The sequence below is a fragment of the Methylobacterium sp. CM6241 genome, assembly GCF_054817845.1.
On the sequence record NZ_CM139246.1, the window covers coordinates 1049441 to 1064962 of the forward strand.

The window sequence follows — 15522 nt, forward strand, 5'->3', positions numbered from 1 at the left end:
CGTCAGCCCCGCCGACGCGCCGCCTCCGTGGCGATGCGCAGGAGCGTCGCGGAAGCATGGGCATGGGCGAGGTCAGGCGGGGAGCGTCGACAGGCCAGCACGGCCTCCTGAAGCAACTGCACGGCGTGGCGGAGGGCAACGGGAGACCAGCGCCCAAGCTGGGCTTCGACGAGCGCCTTACGACGGAAATGCAGCCCACGCCAATTGCCAACCATCATGCTCGGACTCTGTCCTTCACCTGCAATCCGTGTCGACAGCAGAGTAAGAGCGTGGCGCAGCGCAGAGCCAAGCATCATCGACGGATCCATACCTTCGTGCCGGAAGCGGCGGTAATCCCGTTCGACCTCCTCGCTCCGTCCGACGAAGGCGGCATCGATCAGCGTATTAAGGACGCTGCCGGCGACGTCGCTGATCACGGCCTCCACATCGTCCAGGGTAATCTCGGTCTGGCCCCTGGCATAGAGGGTCAGTTTCTCGATCTCCGACAGGCTCGCTCGACGATCACCGCCCAGGCTCATCGCCAGGATGTCGCGCGCCTCGCGGGCGATCCGCTGGCCATTCTCCTGAAGCGTGCGGTCGATGAGCTCCGCCAAGGCCCGCTCGTCATCGGCGTAGCAGGGCAGGGCGAGCGCCCGTGTGGATTTCTCGCAGAGTGTTCGCAACGGTGCGCTCTTTGCGAGGTCTCCCGCCTCTACGACGATGCGGGCGCCGGCGATCTCTGCCTTCAATGCCGCGTCCACGGCCGGGGCGTAATTGCGGCTTCCGGCCCGTACCCAGATGCTACGCTGACCGCCGAACAGGCCGACGGTGCCGGCCTCGTCCACGAGGCGACCTGCATCCGAGGCGAGGGTATCGCCATCGATCTTGACCAGCGCAAAAGGATCGGAGGGATCGGTGACGAAGCTCTCGGCCAGACGCTTGGCGCGCTCGAAGACCAGGCCGGTATCCGGTCCGTAGACGAGGATCACCGCGATCTGCGACGCGGGTCCGCGTCGCAGCAACGCTTCGATATCGCCAGCCTTTACGGCGGTCAGGGCTTGGTCACCAGCACGGATGCGACCCGCGTCTTGATCTGGTCGGCCAAGGTCTTTGCCAGCCGGATCTCAGCGTCGCGGGCCGCACGCAGCGAGGCGAAGCGCTGGATCGAGCGGTCATAGGTGGTGGTGGCGACGGCCACACCCTCGGTGATGATCTTCGAACCGTCCAGGGATTCGAGCGAGAAGCGGATGGTGCCAACCAGCGTGCCGGCCTCGGCGCGTCCAGTCTGTGACGACACGATGGGGGTCTTCACGGATTCGCTGCCCTGCATCTTCAGGCGGTAGCGCTTGGGAGAAGGCTGGCCCGAACCATCGAGATCGAAGATGAGTTCGCTGCGCAGATAATGGCCAAGCCGCTCCTGCCCGGCAGCGGTGGAGACGTCGTCCACTTGGATCGAGGCGAGGAGCGCAGCCATGGGCTCGCCCGACGCGGTCGGTCCATAGAGCGGGCGAAAGCAGGCCGAGAGATTGACGGCCATAAGGGAGACCAACGCGATTTTCGCCGCGCGGGACCGTACCGCCTGTCTCAGCCCATGGATCATCATCGCAGCAATGCTCTCCGTCCGGTCTCGCTCTTTACGGCGATCCCGCCTGTCGCGTCACCTGTATAAGCGGCAAGCTTTACGATTCCTCTGCGGCAGGACGATGGTGGTGCCCGAAACGACATCGCCCTGGAGGGGCGTCCTTCGTCCTGCCGTTATGCAAAGTCTCGCCCTGCCCGGGCCTTGGCGAGATCTGATTTGCGAAGCCGCGCCTCGCTCACACCACGAGATTCACGATCCGACCCGGCACGACGATCACTTTGCGGGGGACACGGCCTTCGAGCGCCTTCTGCACGGCCTCGTCGGCCAGAACGAGCGCTTCCACCGCGGCGGTGTCGGCCGTGCGCGGCACGGTGACATCCGCCCGCTTCTTCCCGTTGAGCTGAACGGGGAGGGTGATCTCGTCCTCCACAAGCAGGGCACGATCGACCACCGGCCACGCGGCTTGAGCGACCAGTCCCTGCCGTCCGAGGGCCGACCAGCATTCCTCGGCCAGATGTGGCATCATCGGCGCAACGAGCTGCGTGAGGATGCCTGCGGCTTCCGTCGCCGCATCGCGCGAGACGGTAGCCGTACGGATCGCCTCATCGAGAGCGTTCGACAGCGTGTAGATATGGGCGACGCAACGGTTGAAGCGGAGGCGCTCCACATCCTCTTCCACCGCAGCAAGAGCCTTATGGGCGGCCTTGCGAAGCGCAGCGTCCGACGCTCCGCTCGCTGCCGGCACGCCCACCGCGAGGGAGACCAAGCGCCAGACTCGCTGAACGAAGCGGGCCGCGCCCTGCACTCCATCCTCCGTCCAGATCACGTCACGCTCGGGCGGAGAATCGGACAGCATGAACCAGCGAGCGGTATCGGCCCCGTAGCTCGCGATGATGTCGTCCGGGTCCACCACGTTCTTCTTAGACTTCGACATCTTCTCGATGGAGCCGATAGCGATCGGCGCATCTGTTTTCACGTGAAACGCCTGGCGCCCGCCGCCGTCGGCGGTGATGCGGATATCCGCAGGCTGAACCCATGCGCCCGCTGCGTCCTTGTAGGTCTCGTGGACGACCATGCCCTGTGTGAACAGGCCGGCGAAAGGCTCCGAGACGCCGGACCAGCCCGTCGCCTGCATCGCCCGTGTGAAAAAGCGGGCGTAGAGCAGATGTAGGATCGCGTGCTCGATGCCGCCGATATACTGATCCACCGCCAGCCAGTGATCGACCGCCGAACGGTCGGTCGGCGCATCCTTCAGCCAAGGAGCGGTGAAGCGGGCGTAGTACCAGGACGAATCCACGAAGGTGTCCATCGTGTCGGTCTCGCGTCGGGCGGCAGCGCCGCAGCGCGGGCAGGGCACGTTACGCCAGGCATGGTCGCGTTCCAGCGGATTGCCGGGTGTGTCGAACGAGACCTCGTCGGGCAACTTCACCGGCAGGTCGGAGACCGGCACCGGAACCGGACCGCAGGAATCGCAATGGATGACGGGGATTGGGCAGCCCCAATAGCGCTGGCGCGAGACACCCCAATCCCGCAAGCGGAACTGAACCTTGCGCGCCGCCACAGGCTCGCCGTCCAGGACCTCGCCCTCCAAGCGGTTGGCCACGGCATGGAACGCTTCGTCCGTCGTCATGTCGTCGAGGAAGCGCGAATTGATCATCCGTCCATCGCCGTCATAGGCGGTGTCGGTGACGACGAAGCTCGCCGCGTCCTGCCCTTCTGGACAGACCACGGGCGTATTGCCGAGGCCGTACTTGTTCGAGAAGTCGAGGTCGCGCTGGTCGTGAGCCGGACAGCCGAACACGGCGCCGGTGCCGTAATCCATCAGCACGAAATTGGCGACATAAACCGGCAAAAGCCAGGACGGGTCGAGGGGGTGGCGCACCCGCAAGTCGGTGTCGAAACCGAGTTTTTCGGCGGTATCGATCGCGGCCTGAGCCGTACCGGTGCGGCGGCATTCCTCAATGAAGCTCTGGAGTTCGGGACGCGTGGCGGCCACGGACGCGGCGACCGGGTGGTCGGCGGCAATGGCCAAGAACTTCGCGCCGAACAGGGTGTCGGGACGGGTCGTGTAGACCTTGATCTCACCGTCACGGGCATCGAACGCGAAGCGGACCTCGAGCCCTTCCGAACGTCCGATCCAGTTCTTCTGCATCACCCGGACCTTCTCCGGCCAACGCTCCAGGCCGTCGAGTGCGTCGTAGAGATCCTGCGCGAAATCGGTGATCTTGAAGAACCACTGGGTCAGCTCGCGCTGCTCTACCAGCGCGCCCGAGCGCCAGCCGCGCCCGTCGATGACCTGCTCGTTGGCCAGCACGGTATGGTCCACGGGGTCCCAGTTCACCTTGGCCGTGCGGCGGGTGACGAGTCCCTTGTCGAGGAAGTCGAGGAACATACGCTGCTGGTGCTTGTAGTAGTCGGGATCGCAGGTGGCGATCTCCCGGCTCCAGTCGAGGGACAGGCCCATGCTCTGCAACTGGCCGCGCATGGTGGCGATGTTGGCATAGGTCCAGTCGCGCGGGTTGACCTTGCGCTCCATGGCGGCGTTCTCGGCCGGCAAGCCGAACGCATCCCAACCCATCGGATGGAGCACGGCGAACCCCTTCGCGCGCTTATAGCGGGCCACCACGTCACCCATGGCGTAGTTGCGGACGTGGCCCATATGAATGCGCCCCGACGGGTAGGGGAACATCTCCAGCACGTAGTATTTCGGTCTCGGGTCGTCGTTGCGCGTGGCGTAGATGCCGTGCGCGGCCCAGGCCTCCTGCCAGCGCGGCTCGGCATCCTTGGCGTTGTAGCGCTCTGGAACGGGCATGGGGGAGGAGGTCATGAGAGGAACTCTGAGATACGGACCAGGATGGCCTGGCAAGGCGCCTCACGCGGCGCCGGAGAGGTTGGGTGCCGGACTAACACGGCCTGTTTGCCGGTCAACAGAGCCTTCCCGCCGAAGCCCGGCGCTTGCGGACCACGTTGCGGGTGTTAGGTCAGGCAGGACCTGCCCTTCCTCTCAAGGCTGACGAGACATCATGCCCGACTCTACCCCGCCGAGATACGCTCATCCGCACGCGGCCGACGTCGTCGCCGGCTTGAAGGCCGTGCGCGAGACCATCGTCCAGGCGGCCCAGGATTCCGAGCGGGATCCGGCCGAGATTTCGCTGGTGGCCGTCTCGAAGCTCATCGATGCGGATGGGATCATCCCCGCCCTAGAGGCAGGTCATCGGGTCTTCGGCGAGAATTACGTTCAGGAATCGAAGGCGAAATGGCCGGCTTTGCGTGAGCGCTTTCCCGATGTGGAGCTTCATCTCGTTGGGCCGCTCCAATCGAACAAGGCGCGCGAGGCGGTGGAATTGTTCGACGTGATCCATGCCCTCGACAGGCTGTCACTGGCGGCGGCCCTGGCCAAGGAGATGGACCGTACCGGGCGGACGCCAAAGCTGCTGGTTCAGGTCAATACCGGTGACGAACCGCAGAAGGCCGGCGTCTCGCCGTCTCAGGTGGATGTTCTTCTCAGCGAATGCCGTGAGACCCATGGCCTGGCGATCAACGGTCTCATGTGCATTCCCCCCGCCGAGGACCCGCCGTCGGCGCATTTCGCCCTCCTGGCCCGCATCGCCGAGCGTCACAACCTGCCCATCCTCTCCATGGGAATGAGCGCGGATTTCCCGGCGGCGATCCAGATGGGAGCCACGCATATCCGCGTCGGCACAGCGATCTTCGGCGAAAGGCCGCGCCCCGCCGGAGCGTGATGCGGTTCCAAGTGGGTTAGCCGACCGGGAAGGGGGCTGGTTGGCGAGGAATGGAACGCCCTTCCCCACCGGCGCCAGCTTTCCTGGGCCTGCGGAGCGGAGCCCGGGATTTGCCGCACCCTAGCCGAATGCGCCCACCTCGTGCTGGATCATGCCCGACAGCTCGCGGACACGGGCGAAGGACTGGCGGATCGGGCCGAAGATCGTCTTGTGCTCCGATTCATAGGTCCCCACGTCGCGCGGGCCGGCGGGCTCACCGAAATTGAGACCGAGCGTCGGGTCCGGCGTGATCGGAAAGATTTCGTCGAGCATGGCGAGGCAGCCGTCGATGTCGAGGCGCAGGAAGCGCTCGATCAGCTGCTCGCGAGTGATGCCCGATTGCGGGCGGAAGCCCGGAATGTGCACCGCCAGGAACCAGATCCGGTGGATCAGGGCGAGGCGCAGGGCATGAAGCATGGTCAGCCGCACCGACATCTTGCCGAGGTCCGGGGCGGCTGATTGCAGACTCAGCCAGTCGCTGGTGAGGCGCCCGAACAGACGGCGCAGATCGGGCGCGAGTCGCAGGCGGTCGAGGGCGGTGGCGATGACGAGGAGTTCGTCGCGCCGGTCGTCGCGCTGTGTGCGCCGTGCCCGTTCGAGCCACATGGCCGGGTCGAGCGTATCGATATAAGCGCGCAGCACATCGAGGTCGCCCACCGCCGAGGCATGCTGGGCGAGGCGGAACGCGCGCGAGAACCGAACCGAATCGCGGCGCATGTCACGGAACAGATCCGGTGCGCGGCTCGCCGCCCGGCCGAGGCCGTGGAGCGAATTCGCGAGATAGCCCAGCTGGTGCAGGATCGCGTTGTTCGGAATCGCCCGCATCTGGCGGGGATGGGTGATCATGCTGGGGCCGCCGCTATCGGTCTGGCGGGCCACGGGACGCGAGCCGGTGCGGTCGAGCAGGCTCGGGCCGAACGTGCCCAGCAGCGCCGCATAGCCGGGATCATCCACCAGGGCTTCCATGTCCTGCCGGGCCACGGTGAAGAACTCGGCGGCGAAATCGGCCTCACCGTAGATCGGGTCGTCGGTCTCGTCGGCGCCCGGCGCGTCGGACAGGACATAATCGGCAAAGGAATCGTCGTCGGCCGTGTCGAAGGCGAAGACGTGTTCGGCGATCCGCTCCACCGTCGAGCGGGCAAGAGCCTGGGTGCCGAACATGAGGTAGCCGTCCGAGCCCTGAAAGCTCGATTCCAGGCGCACCTTGATCCCCGCCTTCCGGTTCTTGTGTCGTGAATCCTCCGGCGCGAGATAGGCGAGGCGGTCCCGCAGGGAGGTCGGATGGGCGCCGCGCCCGATCGATTCGCCGTGGGTATCGAAGATCGCCAGTTCGATGCCGGACAGGCCGTTCTGCGTCATCAGGTCGGTGATGCGCAGGCGCAGGCGCTCGATCCAGAAACTCGCGGCGAGCTGGCCGACATAGCGCCCCGAATCCGAGTAGCCGAACTGCACGGTCAACCGGCCGATGCGCTTGAGATAGGCGCGCCAATGCGGGTTGCGCAGGGCGTCGTCGAGCACGCGGATGCCTTGCTCCAGGGCGCTTGCCGTCTCGAAGAGCGGCGTGATCTCGACCTTGTCGCTGATCCCGTAATGCCGGGCCAGCCAGAGGGCGGCGAGAAGGGTGTAGCCGGTCTCCGTCTCGGCGATGAGGAAGCGCACCGGATGGGTGCCGTCCACGTGTTTCAGGATCTGCGCGATGGTCATCATCAGGCGCGCGGCCGAGGCACGCTCGGCGGCGAGCGCGCCGAAATCCACGGCCACCGGCTGCACATCGTTGAGAAGGGCATGGATGGTGGCGAGATGCGAGCGCCGATGGGCCGCGTCCGTCGGCTCGCCGTCGAGATCGATGACCCGGCGCACGGCATTGTGGATCTGGCTGGCGTTCAACCGGAAATGCGGCAGGGCGTTCGACAGGCCGTGTGTCGCGATGCCGGAGCGCAGGAGGGCAATGGCGCGCCTGTCCTCGTCGCTTTCCACGCCGCCGATGGCTCCGGCGAGGCCGGCCAGGATCGGTCCGGAATCGGTCTGGGCCCGCTCGCGCTCGATGATGAGCGCCAGCGAGAAGCGGTGCACAGCCTCCAGGGTAGGTTTGGTCCCGAGGCGCGGGGCAACGGCGAGTTGCCGGTTCACGGCCGCCAGCGCGCCTTGCGTCAGCTCACGCACGACGTTCGTGGCGGGTACGACTGGGAGGTGGCGCATGACCCTGTCGAGCTGCATCCGCTTCGATTCCAGGCGATAGCGCAGGGTGTCCCACCAGCCGATATCGGTGCGCCCATCCGTGTCGCAGCCGACCCAGGATGCGATGGCGAAGGGTTTGGGCACCAACTCGGTCCAGCGGTCGGGCCAACGGGTGCGGGCCGCATCGAGCAGGGCTGCGTTGAAGCTGTCCAGAGCCGCGCGGCCGTGATTGGCCGCGAGGCAGGCCTGCTCGAACTCGTCGTCCAGGCTGATCTTCGCATCCGGCCGGGTCGAGAGGGCGGCGGCTTTCTCGAGCAGGGGCAGGCGTGCTGCCTCGCTGTCCTGCGACGCAGCCTCGGCGATGAGGGCCGCCACGGCCTTCGGCATCCCGAATGTCGGGTGGGCAGTGAACACCACGGCGAATCCGGTGCGGCCGACGAGGTCGCGGAAGGTCTCGAAATCCCCCGTCCCTTTCGGAATCGCAGCCACGAGACGGGCAGGCATCGTGTTGTCCGCCGATGTCTGGGTGTCCCGGTCCAGCCCGACATAGCCGCGCAGGCGCTCCGCCCGAGCGATCAACGATTGTGCGCGCAGGCGGGTGAACAGGCCGTCGAGGTCGTCGTCGTCAATCTCTTCGCGGTCGAAGCGTCGGGTAATCGCGAGCGTCACCGCCAGGACGGGATTGCGGAACGGATCCTCGCTCGAACGCTCGCGAGATTCCTCGATGAGGGCGATGAGATCCTGTTCCAGCTCGCCGGGATCGGGCACCGCACTAGCTGGGCTGCGGTCAAGCATGCGCATCGATCGACCTTGTCTGGACAGAAGAAAGAGGACGGCCCCGGAGTCGAGTCGCCTTAGAACAGGTTGGGCATCGCGCCGAAGACAATGCGTGCATGACGACCCGTCATCCACCGACGGATGGCTTGGCCGAACAGCATCACCACCGTGCAAAGCCAATCCGTCCGCATGGTTTCGGCTCCACGTTCCCTCGGCGCAAGGGGTCGAAACGAGACGCAAGGACCGTTCCGACCACGGTAACCCGAAGTGCTATGCCCGGCCCTTGTGCGAAAGCGCTCCTGTGGTGCGAGACAAGTGGATGCAACCCGGTTCCGGCTGGGGTAACCCTCTGGGCCATGCAGATCCGTCCGATCCCGTCCAGTCCTCCCGGCGACCCGAGCTCCGTGTTTCGGGCTAGGAGGATGCGGAGCGGGAGCCGCCTGGCGCTGGTCTCCTACGTTGCCCTCTTATGCGGGATGCTGGGAGCCGCTCCCGGACTCGCGCAAGAAGACGCCGCCGCACCTCTGGGCGAGGCCGAGGCACCGGCCCCCAAGCCTAAGCCGAGACCAAAGCCCAAGCCGAAACCGAAACCCGTCGCCAAACCTGCCGAGACGCCCGATGCTCCTCCGGCCACGGCCCTGCCGACGCCGGCCGCCAATCTCGCTCCCGTGAAGCTGCCCGAGCTCATCGTCGTCTGCGACAACGGTCAGGGTGCGTTCTACGAAGGGCAGGGCGCGGTCTCGCTCTGGGTGACGCGGAGCGGCACGATCACCGTCGACAACCCGCTTCGCCCCCTGACGCCGGAGGCTACCCGCGTGCTGCAGGTCGTCATCGGCAACAAGGCCGCCACCGCCTTCGGCCCCGACCTCCTGGCCCTGCGCCGGGGCGGCAGCCCCGCAGCCCTGGAGGCGACGATAGGCGGACCGGTCCGCTGGGACGAGCAACTCACGGTGCTGCCGGATTTTCTCAACATCGTCTCCGAAGCGGGCGAGGTCCTGGCGCGCCTCGATTACCGCCGCTGCGGCGATGCCCCGGAGGTCAAGGCGGCGCCGGTCGCCAAGGTGAAGCCCAAATCCGTCGCCAAATCACCGCGCCCGCCCAAGGCCTCCGCCGCCGAGGGAGCTGGGCGAGGGGAGGGCGCAGCCCCTCGCGGTCTTCAATTGCCGCAGGGCGCCATTCCGGCCGGCCAATAATGATCGCCGGACGAGGGAGAACGACATGAAAGCCGCCGAGGTGATCGCCAAGCTGGGGCTCCAGCCCCACCCGGAGGGCGGCCATTATCGCGAAACGTTTCGCGATCCGACGGAGGTCGATGGCCGTTCGGTGGGCAGCGCGATCTACTACCTGCTCGATCTCGGCGAGACCTCGGAATGGCACCGGGTCGATGCCAGCGAGATCTGGTTCTGGCATGCCGGCGCGCCGATGGTGATCACCACGAGCCCAAACGGTCACGATGCCACCGCTACCTATCTCGGCCCCGACCTCGCCCATGGCCAGCAGCCGCAGATCGTCGTGCCGGCGGGGCATTGGCAGACCGCCACGAGCCTCGGATCGTGGACATTGGTGAGCTGCACCGTCTCCCCGGCCTTCCGATTCGACGGGTTCGAGATGGCGCCTCCGGGCTGGCGGCCGGTGCCGCGCGGCTGAGGGAGGCGCGTTTCTCCGTTCGCCTCGCCCGGGGCCTAGCCCTCGATCTCGTCCTTCTTCGCGATTAGCGGCACGAGCGGGGTGATCCGCAGGGCGGTGATGCGGTTCTTCGCCTTGCGCAGGACTTGAAACCGGAAGCCGTGGAAGTTGAAGGCGGTGCCGGTGTCGGGGATCGCCCGCGCCTCGTGGATGACGAGGCCGGCGATGGTCGTCGCCTCCTCATCGGGTAGATTCCAGTCCATGGCGCGGTTGAGATCGCGAATGGCGACGGAGCCATCCGCATTCACCGAGCCGTCGCCCTGGGGGCGCACCCCGGAAACCGCGACGTCGTGCTCGTCGGCGATGTCGCCGACGATCTCCTCCAGGATATCTTCCAGCGTGACGAGACCCATCACCTCGCCGTACTCGTCGACGACGAGGGCGAAGTGGGTCTTCTTGGTGAGGAAGGCCTTGAGCTGGTCGCGCAGGCTGGTCGTGTCGGGCACGAACCAGGTCTCGAGGGCCAGGGTCTCGACCTTCAGACCGGAAGCGTCGCCGCCGGCGGCGTCGAGCGCGCGCAGCAGATCCTTGGCGTGAAGCACGCCGATGATGTTCTCCGAGGTGCCGCGCCAGAGCGGCATGCGCGTATAGGGCGAGGACAGAACCTCGCGGACGATCTCCTCCGAAGGAAGGTCCGCATTGATGGTGCGCATCTTTGTGCGGTGCACCATGACCTCGGACACGGATAATTCGTGCAGATCGAGCAGGCCGCCGAGCATGTCGCGCTCGGCTTTGGCGACACCGCCCTCGCGGTGGAGCAGGGCGACCTGCCCGCGAATTTCCTCGGTGGGCGAGAGGATCGACTGATGCTGCCCGATACTGACGCCGAACGGGCGCAGCATCAGCCGCACGACCTTCTCGATGGCGATGGCGGCGGGGCCGAGGAGCGCTACCGCGAAGGCGACGGGCCGCGCCATCACCAGGGCGGCCTGGTCCGGCTTGTTGATGGCAAGGGTCTTCGGGAGCACCTCGGCGAAAACGATGACGAGCACCGACATCACCCCGGTGGCGTAGAGCACCCCGCTCTTGCCGAAGATCGTGGTCAGCACGCTGGTGGTGAAGGCGGAAGCGCCGATGGCGACGATGTTGTAGCCTATCAGCATGGCGCCGATGAACCGCTCGCGCGAGGCGAGGATGCGGTTGACGAGGCGTGCCCGCAGGTCGCCATTGTTCTCCAGGGAGAGCATCCGTGCCCGCGAGGCCGCGGTGAAGGCGGTCTCAGCCCCCGCGAAGAAGGCCGAGAGCAGCAGCGACATCACCACGATGCTCGCGGCGAGCCAGAGATCGGTATGCGTGTCCATCAGGCGGTCGTCGCACCAAGCCATGCCGCACCGGCACTGTGCCGGTTCCGGAAAGCCCCCTCATATACCAACCCAGGAGCGAATCGATGCCGCAGGCGTCGGGATCGGAGGGGATGCGGTTCATGGAGCGCATCATCCCCAGTTGAAGCTCCAGGCCTCCAGTACAGGGAGGCGATCCGGTCACGCCTCGCGTAGTTCGTCCGTCAGGAAGGCCTTTACCTCTGTGCGGTCGATGCCCGGTGCGATGAAGCTCTGGCCGATCCCCCGTGCGAGGATGAAGGTCAGCGCGCCGTCCCGGACCTTCTTGTCCTGGGCCATGGCGTCGAGGATGGCGTCGACGCCCCCGCATCCGCCGGGGACGGCCTGAAGCCGGGTAGGCAGGCCCGCCAGGGCCAGATGGTTAGCCACGCGACCGGCATCCTGGCCGGGGCAGAGGCCGAGGCGGGCCGAGAAGCGGAAGGCCAGCGCCAGGCCGATGGCGACGCCCTCGCCGTGGACGAGGCGGGCGGATTCGTAGCCGGTGAGCCGTTCCAAAGCATGGCCGAAGGTGTGGCCGAGGTTGAGCAGGGCGCGCTCGCCGTCCTCGCGCTCGTCGCGCACCACGACGCCGGCTTTTGCCCGGCAGCAGATCGCCACCGCCTCGTCGCGCTCCGGGCCGCCGGAGAAGATGCCGGCCCAGTGGCCCTCGCACCAATCGAAGAAACCGGAATCGGCGATGAGGCCGTATTTCGCCACCTCGGCGTAGCCGGCGCGCATCTCGCGTTCGGACAGGGTGTCGAGGGTGGCGGTATCGGCCAGGACCAGACGCGGTTGGTGGAAGGCGCCGATCAGGTTCTTGCCCAGCGGCGAGTTGATGCCGGTCTTGCCGCCGACCGAGGAATCGACCTGGGAGAGCAGGGTCGTGGGTGCCTGGACGAAGCGGACGCCGCGCCGGAGCGTCGCCGCCGCGAAGCCCGCGAGATCGCCGACCACGCCGCCGCCGAGGGCCACCACGAGGTCGTTGCGCTCGATCCGGTGGGCGAGGAGGCCGTCGCACACCTGTGCGTAGACCGCATAGCTCTTCGATGCCTCGCCCGGCGCCACGGTGACGAGACCGGAGCGCAGGCCCGCCGCCTCCAGGCTCTCGCGCAGGCGTTCGCCATAGAGGCCCGCGACCGTCTCGTCGGTCACGATGGCGGCGGCCCGCGCGCCGAGGGCGGCCACGCGTGCACCCGCCTCGGCGAGGAGGCCCCGCCCGATATGGATGTCGTAGTCGCGGCCCTGGTCGAGGGGGACGTGGACCGTCTGTCCGTCACTCACTGCGCGGCGACGCCTTGGTTCGAGGGGCCGTTGAGATAGGCATCGAGGGCCTCCATCACGTCCTCCACCACGCGATCATGCGACACGTCGCGCGAGGGGATCATCACGTCGGCACTGCCATAGACGGGATGCCGGATCTCCATCAACTGCCGCATCGTCTCCTCGGGGTCGTCGGTCTGGAGCAGGGGCCGGTTGCCGCGCTTGCGGACGCGGCGCATCAGCACGTCGAGTTCCGCCTTCAGCCACACCGAGACGCCGCCCTGAGCGATACGGGCGCGTGTCGCCTCGCGCATGAAGGCGCCCCCGCCGGTGGCCAGCACCAGCGGCCCCTCGCGGATGAGCCGGGCGATCACACGCTCCTCGCCCTCGCGGAAGCTCGGCTCGCCGTAGATGGCGAAGATGTCGGGGATCGTGAGCTTGGCCGCCGCCTCGATCTCGTTGTCGGCATCCTTGAACATCAGCCCAAGTCGCGTCGCCAGACGTCGCCCTACCGTGCTCTTGCCGGCACCCATGAGACCGACGAGCACGATCGAGCGCGCGCCGAGAGCGCGGCGGAGCCTGACTTCAATGGGATCGGGAGCGATGTCGCCCTCCGATGGCTCGATCTCGGTCATCGTTGAAATCTTGATATACCTGTTCTCGCGATCCTAGCGCGTTTCACCGTCCGGGCGAAGCGAGGCCGTAAACCACGACGCGATTCTTAAAGGCGTCTTCATAGGGCCTGCCTCCAAAGCCGCGAAGCCTCCCGATCCGGTGAGGCCGATCGCCGCTCGTCGACCGGGATTCTCTTGCGGTGCACCCTGTGGCTCCGAAGTGCTTGCCATTGTGGGCCCGGCATGGTGCAACCCCTTGGCTTGGCCGTGCAATGACTTGCCTGCCGATCTCGCGGACCGAAGCCGTCCATTTCCGCAGAGTTCCCTCCGACCGAGGTTCGTCCGAGTGCCGACCCTGTTTCGTTTCCTCGCCACGCTCGCCATCCTCGGCGGATTGGTCTTCGCGGGCATGTTCGCGCTCGCGACCTTCGTTCAGCCCACGCCCCGGGAAATGAGCGTCAGCATTCCCGCCGCGAAGCTACAGCCGCCGAACCGGTGACGGGCTCGCCCGGGGACGAGGCGGGGACCGACGGCCCCGCTCTCATCGTCGCGTATCTCGACATGCTCGCGGCCGAGCGTGGTGCCGCCGCCAATACGCTCGCCGCCTATCGCCGCGACCTCGACCACTACCTCGCGGCTCTGACCGCTTCGGGACGTGACCCGCTCGAGACCGATGCGGGCGAGGTCCGCGCCTATCTGGCGGATCTCGAAACCCAAGGGTTGAAGGCCTCCTCCGCCGCGCGCCGGCTGTCCTGCATTCGCGGCTTCCACAAGTTCCTCTACGCGGAGGGGTTCGCCGAGGCAGATCCGAGCGCGCCCGTGGGTGGTCCGCGCAGGGGGCGCACCCTGCCCAAGGTGCTGTCGGTGGCCGAGGTGGACGACCTGCTGCGCACCGCCCGCGAGCGAGCCGTGGCGTCGGAGACCGGAGACGCTCCGGGCGAGCGGCGGCGCGCGGTACGGATGCTGTGCCTGCTCGAAACCCTCTACGCCACCGGCCTGCGCGTGTCGGAACTCATCGCCCTGCCACGCTCGGCCGCCACCACGAAACAGCGCTACCTCGTGGTGAAGGGCAAGGGCGGACGTGAGCGGCTGGTCCCGCTCACCGATCTCGCGCGGGGCGCCATGCGCGAGCACCTGGCTCATCTCAGCGGAGAGGGTCCCTTCCTGTTTCCGGCCGACAGCGAGAGCGGCCACCTGACCCGGCAGGCTTTCGCCCGCGACCTCAAGGTGGCGGCGGCGGCGGCGGGGATCCGTGAGGACCGGGTGAGCCCGCACGTGTTGCGCCACGCCTTCGCCAGCCACCTCCTGCAGAACGGGGCCGACTTGCGGATCGTGCAGGAGCTTCTGGGACATGCCGACATCTCGACGACGCAGATCTACACGCATGTCCTCAACGAGCGGCTGAAGAGCATGGTCCGCGATCTCCACCCCCTCATGGACGAACCGGCTGAACCCGACAGCGCTCCCATCTGAACGGGCCACCGCGCCGTTCCGGCCGTGTTTCATCCGGCGATCTGCCTCCCCTTGCTGACCGCGATCGTCGCCCCACCCATGAGCGAGAACACGATACCTGCGTTGCGCAAGGCACCGACCACCTGATTGCGGTTGGCGACCGAGACGGAGGCGATGCAGCCTTCGAGCCGCCGGATCGTCGAGAGCGACACTCCCGAGGCTCCGCTCAGATCCGCCATCGACCAGTCGAGCAGCGCGCGTGCCGCGCGGATGTGCCCGGCTTCGAGGCTCTGTTCTAGGCCGAGCAGAAGGCGGCCGGTGGGCCTGATCCGCAATTGGATCGGACCGATGAAGTGGGTCCAGCTTTCGATCTGCCCCGCATCGTTCAGCAGGGGAGCCACTAACAGGCGGTATCGCACGGTGTCGCCGTTCGCCAGCCTGAGGTCCGGCAGCAGATATGAGGCGTGATTGGACGCGTACATCCCCCCGATACGCGCCGACCATGGCGCGCCCTCGCCCTTTAGGAACGGCCGCGCGGGGTCCTGCAGGAGCTCGCTCTCGGGAAGGCCGACGAGGTCGAGCCATTTCTCCGAGAATTTTGTGAAAGGAAACGTGTGCGTGGTCGAGGTGAAGGCCCGGACGGAATCGAAGATCGCCTGGTCTCTCTGCCGCTGCGCTGCCTCGGCGCGGGCCAGCATGGCAGGATCGCTGATATCGGCGAGGATGCCGTGCGCGCTCAAGGGCCGGCCATTGGGCGAGGTCGTTACCTCCACGCGGCTCATGACGGTACAGATTCCGGAATCTGGCCGGACGATGCGGAAGATCGAGGGCGGTACCGTGTCCGATTGCCTGACGAAGTCGGGTTCCATGGTCCGCGGGCAATCATCCGGATG

The 15522-nt window shown here is 66.9% G+C and carries 13 protein-coding genes; 5 read left to right on the forward strand and 8 right to left on the reverse strand.

The features are described from left to right. Positions 1–2 precede the first annotated feature (2 nt). The 3 genes from holA to leuS form a co-directional block, all read right to left on the reverse strand. Positions 3–1034 (reverse strand): DNA polymerase III subunit delta, encoded by a 1032-nt coding sequence (gene holA, locus ACYQR9_RS04895; protein ID WP_207413085.1) that lies wholly within the window; start codon positions 1032–1034, stop codon positions 3–5. Further along, a complete protein-coding gene (lptE, locus tag ACYQR9_RS04900) occupies positions 1031–1582 on the reverse strand; it encodes an LPS assembly lipoprotein LptE (protein WP_207413067.1) in 552 nt (183 codons plus the stop codon). The genes holA and lptE overlap by 4 nt, the downstream gene beginning before the upstream one ends. 214 nt (positions 1583–1796) lie before the next feature. Next, on the reverse strand, positions 1797–4388 hold the full coding sequence (gene leuS, locus ACYQR9_RS04905) for a leucine--tRNA ligase (RefSeq protein WP_461228874.1): 2592 nt from the start codon (positions 4386–4388) through the stop codon (positions 1797–1799). A gap of 196 nt (positions 4389–4584) precedes the next feature. On the opposite strand from leuS, the gene ACYQR9_RS04910 reads away from it, so the two are divergent. After that, complete coding sequence (locus tag ACYQR9_RS04910; protein WP_461228875.1) at positions 4585–5304, forward strand: YggS family pyridoxal phosphate-dependent enzyme; 720 nt, start codon at positions 4585–4587, stop codon at positions 5302–5304. Between the two features lie 120 nt (positions 5305–5424). Here ACYQR9_RS04910 and ACYQR9_RS04915 read toward each other — a convergent pair whose 3' ends face one another. Next, positions 5425–8316: a phosphoenolpyruvate carboxylase gene (locus ACYQR9_RS04915; RefSeq protein ID WP_461228876.1), complete on the reverse strand. Its 2892-nt coding sequence runs from the start codon at positions 8314–8316 to the stop codon at positions 5425–5427. Between the two features lie 404 nt (positions 8317–8720). Between ACYQR9_RS04915 and ACYQR9_RS04920 the strand changes: the two genes are divergently transcribed. Further along, positions 8721–9491, forward strand: coding sequence for a hypothetical protein (locus tag ACYQR9_RS04920; RefSeq protein ID WP_461228877.1), 771 nt, complete (start codon positions 8721–8723; stop codon positions 9489–9491). Between the two features lie 25 nt (positions 9492–9516). Continuing rightward, entirely contained in the window at positions 9517–9945 is a 429-nt protein-coding gene (locus ACYQR9_RS04925) for a cupin domain-containing protein (RefSeq protein ID WP_461228878.1), read from the forward strand. 35 nt (positions 9946–9980) lie between these two features. Here the strand turns inward: ACYQR9_RS04925 and ACYQR9_RS04930 are convergent, their stop codons facing one another. The 3 genes from ACYQR9_RS04930 to ACYQR9_RS04940 form a co-directional block, all read right to left on the reverse strand. Then, positions 9981–11285 (reverse strand): HlyC/CorC family transporter, encoded by a 1305-nt coding sequence (locus ACYQR9_RS04930; RefSeq protein ID WP_056423389.1) that lies wholly within the window; start codon positions 11283–11285, stop codon positions 9981–9983. Positions 11286–11465: 180 nt separating this feature from the next. Beyond that, entirely contained in the window at positions 11466–12584 is a 1119-nt protein-coding gene (gene aroB / locus ACYQR9_RS04935; protein ID WP_461228879.1) for a 3-dehydroquinate synthase, read from the reverse strand. After that, a complete protein-coding gene (locus ACYQR9_RS04940) occupies positions 12581–13198 on the reverse strand; it encodes a shikimate kinase (RefSeq protein ID WP_056423131.1) in 618 nt (205 codons plus the stop codon). The genes aroB and ACYQR9_RS04940 overlap by 4 nt, the downstream gene beginning before the upstream one ends. A gap of 325 nt (positions 13199–13523) precedes the next feature. On the opposite strand from ACYQR9_RS04940, the gene ACYQR9_RS04945 reads away from it, so the two are divergent. Both ACYQR9_RS04945 and ACYQR9_RS04950 read left to right on the forward strand, forming a co-directional pair. Continuing rightward, on the forward strand, positions 13524–13676 hold the full coding sequence (locus ACYQR9_RS04945) for a hypothetical protein (RefSeq protein WP_056423134.1): 153 nt from the start codon (positions 13524–13526) through the stop codon (positions 13674–13676). Next, positions 13673–14650, forward strand: coding sequence for a site-specific tyrosine recombinase XerD (locus ACYQR9_RS04950; protein WP_461228880.1), 978 nt, complete (start codon positions 13673–13675; stop codon positions 14648–14650). The genes ACYQR9_RS04945 and ACYQR9_RS04950 overlap by 4 nt, the downstream gene beginning before the upstream one ends. 29 nt (positions 14651–14679) lie before the next feature. On the opposite strand, the gene ACYQR9_RS04955 is transcribed toward ACYQR9_RS04950, so the two are convergent. Further along, the gene (locus tag ACYQR9_RS04955; protein ID WP_461228881.1) at positions 14680–15411 is read right to left on the reverse strand and encodes a helix-turn-helix domain-containing protein; all 732 of its coding nucleotides are present in this window, start codon (positions 15409–15411) and stop codon (positions 14680–14682) included. Positions 15412–15522: the final 111 nt, after the last annotated feature.

Excerpts from the sequence above, each read along its gene's own strand:
- lptE (WP_207413067.1), bottom strand. The coding sequence starts at position 1,582 with ATGATGATCCATGGGCTGAGACAGGCGGTACGGTCCCGCGCGGCGAAA.
- leuS (WP_461228874.1), bottom strand. The coding sequence starts at position 4,388 with ATGACCTCCTCCCCCATGCCCGTTCCAGAGCGCTACAACGCCAAGGAT.
- ACYQR9_RS04910 (WP_461228875.1), top strand. The coding sequence starts at position 4,585 with ATGCCCGACTCTACCCCGCCGAGATACGCTCATCCGCACGCGGCCGAC.
- ACYQR9_RS04915 (WP_461228876.1), bottom strand. The coding sequence starts at position 8,316 with ATGCTTGACCGCAGCCCAGCTAGTGCGGTGCCCGATCCCGGCGAGCTG.
- ACYQR9_RS04920 (WP_461228877.1), top strand. The coding sequence starts at position 8,721 with ATGCGGAGCGGGAGCCGCCTGGCGCTGGTCTCCTACGTTGCCCTCTTA.
- ACYQR9_RS04925 (WP_461228878.1), top strand. The coding sequence starts at position 9,517 with ATGAAAGCCGCCGAGGTGATCGCCAAGCTGGGGCTCCAGCCCCACCCG.
- ACYQR9_RS04930 (WP_056423389.1), bottom strand. The coding sequence starts at position 11,285 with ATGGACACGCATACCGATCTCTGGCTCGCCGCGAGCATCGTGGTGATG.
- ACYQR9_RS04940 (WP_056423131.1), bottom strand. The coding sequence starts at position 13,198 with ATGACCGAGATCGAGCCATCGGAGGGCGACATCGCTCCCGATCCCATT.
- ACYQR9_RS04955 (WP_461228881.1), bottom strand. The coding sequence starts at position 15,411 with ATGAGCCGCGTGGAGGTAACGACCTCGCCCAATGGCCGGCCCTTGAGC.